The organism is Rhizobium sp. 16-488-2b (assembly GCF_017741815.1).
Lineage (GTDB): Bacteria > Pseudomonadota > Alphaproteobacteria > Rhizobiales > Rhizobiaceae > Rhizobium.
This window is the reverse complement of record NZ_JAGHMF010000043.1, coordinates 1-3405: the sequence shown is the minus strand read 5'-3', so window position 1 is coordinate 3405 and position 3405 is coordinate 1. Positions and strand designations below refer to the sequence as shown.

Annotated in this window: 3 protein-coding genes; all 3 read left to right on the top strand. The window is 58.6% G+C overall.

The window, feature by feature from the left end; translation table 11 throughout:
- The first annotated feature begins 130 nt into the window (after positions 1-130).
- From J5286_RS30200 to J5286_RS30190, 3 genes are read left to right on the top strand one after another with little or no spacing between them, the layout of a single operon-like run.
- A complete protein-coding gene (locus J5286_RS30200; protein ID WP_209193681.1) occupies positions 131-1372 on the top strand; it encodes a site-specific integrase in 1242 nt (413 codons plus the stop codon).
- The gene (locus J5286_RS30195) at positions 1369-2292 is read left to right on the top strand and encodes a tyrosine-type recombinase/integrase (protein WP_209193682.1); all 924 of its coding nucleotides are present in this window, start codon (positions 1369-1371) and stop codon (positions 2290-2292) included. The genes J5286_RS30200 and J5286_RS30195 overlap by 4 nt, the downstream gene beginning before the upstream one ends.
- Positions 2289-3290, top strand: a complete 1002-nt coding sequence (locus tag J5286_RS30190; protein WP_209193683.1) for a tyrosine-type recombinase/integrase — start codon at positions 2289-2291, stop codon at positions 3288-3290. The genes J5286_RS30195 and J5286_RS30190 overlap by 4 nt, the downstream gene beginning before the upstream one ends.
- Positions 3291-3405 lie beyond the last annotated feature (115 nt).

Sequence of the window (3405 nt, the reverse complement as noted above, 5' to 3'; positions counted from 1 at the left end):
GGCGGTTTACGCCGACCGGCGAACTATGCCGATTAATCAACTTTTTGCCAACGTTTCCGGCACCATAGCGGTCACCTAGCCGGCATAGCTTAGGGTCTCTCCGTCGCAATTGATGCGAAGGAGAGGACACATGAACGCAACTGACTATTTGAATCGCAGCGCTCTATACCGGAAGCTGGTCTACGGTCCGTATCGGGAGTTTGCGGGCGTTTACGCCGCCAAAATGTCGAACGAAGGTTTGGGTCGGCAATGCACGTGGCGCTCGCTGAGCCTGTTTCGAGACCTGATGGACTGGCATGTTGGCAGTGGATATGCCCCGCAAGATTTGAGCGAAGCTTATGTCGATCGCTTTCTTGAGCATCGTTTCAAACACTGGAAGCCCGACACGGGCGACCGATCGGCACTCCGACGCTTGCTTTCAGCGTTACGGGAAGAGGGCTTAATACCAGCTGCGCTACCGGTTGAGCGCAATGAGCACGAGCAGATCGCCGATGTATTCGGGGCATATCTCTCGAATGAGAGAGGGCTCGCCGCCTCAACGGTGGGGAGCCACAAGCTTCTATCACTTCGATTTCTGCGGGAGGTCTGTCCCGCCGGCGCGAATGGATTTGAAGCGCTCACCCCGGAGATCGTTATCGGTTATGTCGAGCGACATGCGCTCGATGGCTCCGCCGACAGTGGCAAAGCCATGTGCGTGGTGATACGTGCCTTCCTGCGTTACTTGCATCTAAAGGGCTTCATCTCGACGGCGTTGGCCGATTGCGTACCGTCCATCCGCCGCTGGCGACTTGCCGGCCTTCCAACATTCCTGCCGCCCGAGAAGGTGCAGAAGGTTCTCGATGCCTGTGACCGGACGACGGCAATGGGTCATCGGGACTATGCGGTTCTGATGCTCCTGGCCAAGCTAGGCTTGCGCGCCAGCGAAGTTGCCACCCTCAATCTCGATGATATCGACTGGCAGTCGGGCACGATCCTCGTACATGGCAAGGGGCGGCGGCAAGCGACAATGCCGCTCCGTCACGATGTCGGAACAGCTATCGTCGCTTATATCCGGCATGGGCGGCCGGCTTCCGCGTGTCGGCGAGTTTTCTTGCGAACCCTTGCGCCGCACGTGGGTTTTGCCTCCGGCTGCGCCATCACGATGATCGCGAAGCAGGCACTCGAACGGGCGGGCATTGACGGCTATGCGCATCACGGTGCCCATCTTTTCCGCCACAGCCTTGCGACCGACCTTTTGCGGTCAGGCGCCAGCTTTGCGGAGATCGGCCAATTGCTCCGCCATCGAAGCATCGATAGCACAAGAATCTATGCCAAGCTCGATATCGAGAAGATGCGTGAACTGAGCCTGCCCTGGCCGGGAGGTGTCCAATGAGCCGGCTTCGCACCGCGCTTGAGCGCTACGTCGGCATGCGCCAAGGATTGGGATACAAATATGACGGTCCGGCAAAACGATTGTCGGAGTTCGTCGCTTTCATGGAAGCCCGCGGCGCCGAGACCGTCACGACGGACCTTGCAATGAAGTGGGTCACCTCAATGGGCCGGCAGCCGAGTTGGTCGATCCGCCTGGTTGACGTGCGCTGCTTTGCCCAGCACCTGGCTCATTTCGATCCTCTGACAGAAGTGCTACCGAGTGACGTTGTACCGCCGGCACGGCGCACAAAGCCTTACATCTATAGTGAAGTCGAGATTCAGAAGCTTTTGGCTGCAGCACTGTCCCTGCCGCCGGCCAACGCCCTGCGGCGCTGGACATATCACTGCCTGTTCGGGCTGATAGCAGTGGCCGGACTACGCCATTCCGAAGCGCTCAGCCTGCTCCGGACCGACGTTGATCTCGACCAAGGCATCCTCACCATTCGAGAGGCTAAGTTTGGTAAGTCACGGCTGGTACCGCTACATGCCACGACAATTGCCGTCCTTTCAGATTATGCTGTCCGACGCGATGCACACCTTGGTACGCCGCGCAGTCCCTATTTCTTCGTCGCCGAACAGGGCGGCAGATTGTTGCATCAATACGTGCACCGCGTGTTCTGGCGATTATCCCGGCAAATCGGATTGCGAGAGGAAGGGAATCGCAATGGCCCACGGATTCATGATCTTCGTCACCGTTTCGCCGTCCAGACACTGATCAACTGGCATCGCGCTGGCGAAGATGTGGAACGCGAACTGCCGGTTCTCTCGACCTTTCTCGGCCATGCCAATGTTCGCGACACCTACTGGTACCTGTCCGCCGCGCCGGAACTGATGAACCATGCGGTCCAGCGATTGGATAAGCGTTGGGAGGATCGGTCATGAGACGCACGAACGACTTGGCCGTGCTGATCGAGCGTTGGTTCACAGATCGCCTCATGAAGCATCGAGGTGTAAGCTCCAACACCATCGCTTCCTATCGCGACACCTTCAGACTCCTGTTTGCGTTTGCACAGGCACGCCTTAGGAGGTCCCCGTCTCAGTTGACACTGCGGGACTTGGACGCCCCTTTCATCAGCGCATTCCTGGACGACCTTGAGACGAAGAGATCCGCGTCAGTGAGGACGCGGAATCTCCGCCTCACAGCAATCCGATCCTTCTTTCGGTATGCAGCGTTCGAGGAGCCCGCACATAGCGCCCATATTCAGCGTGTTCTCGCGCTCCCCAGCAAGCGATGCGACAAGCGGCAGCTTCAATTTCTAACCAGGCCCGAGATTGAAGCGATCCTGAACTGCACGGATCGAAGCACGTGGCTGGGACGCCGTGATTACACTCTGCTATTGCTGGCCGCGCAAACGGGGTTGCGGGTCTCCGAGATTGTCGACCTGGACCGAGACTCGGTAGTGCTCGGTCAAGGCGCGTATGTGCGATGCGTCGGCAAGGGCCGCAAAGAGCGGTGTACGCCGCTCACAAAGGTGGCACAGCAAGCCCTTCGTCACTGGCTCAAGGAGCCCAGAAAGCGGAGCGCAACGCCTCTCTTTCCGAACATGCACGGCGGCAAGCTCAGCACTGACGGCGTGCAGGCAATGCTGAACAAATATGTTGCCAAAGCGCGCGAGCAATGCGCCTCCCTTCGGTCGAAGCGGGTGTCACCCCATGTCTTGCGGCACTCCGCCGCCATGGAGTTGCTACAGGCAGGCGTCGATTGCTCGGTCATCGCCCTGTGGCTGGGCCATGAGGCGATGGAAACGACGCTCACCTATCTTCATGCGCATCTCGAACTGAAGGAATCTGCACTCGCAAAACTGAAGCCGTACGAACGCGCCAAGGCCGAGCGATTCCGACCTAGCGACCGGCTTCTGGAATTCCTGAACGCCCTCTGAGCATAAGAACTATGCCGAGTGTCATCAACCGGCACAACGCCGAACCTGCCGGGAACGCCCGATGGACCGTTCCTATCAGAAGAGGCAATCGGCATAGTTCGCCGGTCGGTATAAA